The sequence below is a fragment of the Bradyrhizobium sp. NBAIM08 genome (genome assembly GCF_020193935.1).
GTDB lineage: Bacteria > Pseudomonadota > Alphaproteobacteria > Rhizobiales > Xanthobacteraceae > Bradyrhizobium > Bradyrhizobium yuanmingense.
In genome coordinates, this window is sequence record NZ_JADYVR010001162.1 from 1 (window position 1) to 392 (window position 392).

1 protein-coding gene is annotated in these 392 nt (G+C 71.2%); it reads left to right on the forward strand.

What is annotated here, in order from left to right; translation table 11 throughout:
• Positions 1 to 24: 24 nt before the first annotated feature.
• Positions 25 to 392, forward strand: a 368-nt coding sequence (locus I6F37_RS43955; RefSeq protein WP_225154979.1) for a hypothetical protein, incomplete at its 3' end; no start/stop codon positions are given.

The window sequence follows — 392 nt, forward strand, 5'->3', positions numbered from 1 at the left end:
GTTCAGCAGGGCCCCGACAGTGCGTTGTACTTCACCACCTCGAACGGCACGGACGACAAGATCGTCCGGCTGCAGCCGACCGAGGCGAATCCGCTGCCGGCCTACACCCCGGGACTCGACGTGTCGCCGGTCGGGGTGGCCGCGGCACGTACCGGCAACACGTTCTACCTTTACGGTCGCAGCCCGGCCGGCAATGTCTACTACCGCCGGAGCAACAACGACGCGGTGTCCTGGGCGGGCTGGACCCAGGCCGGGGTGGCGAGCACGAGCGCACCGGCGGTCGCGTCGTCCGCCGCCGGGCGCATCGACCTGATCACCCGAAGCGCGAGCGGGAGCGCCGTGCACACCTGGTTCGTGAACGGCGTCCGGGCCGGCCAGACCGACCTCGGCGG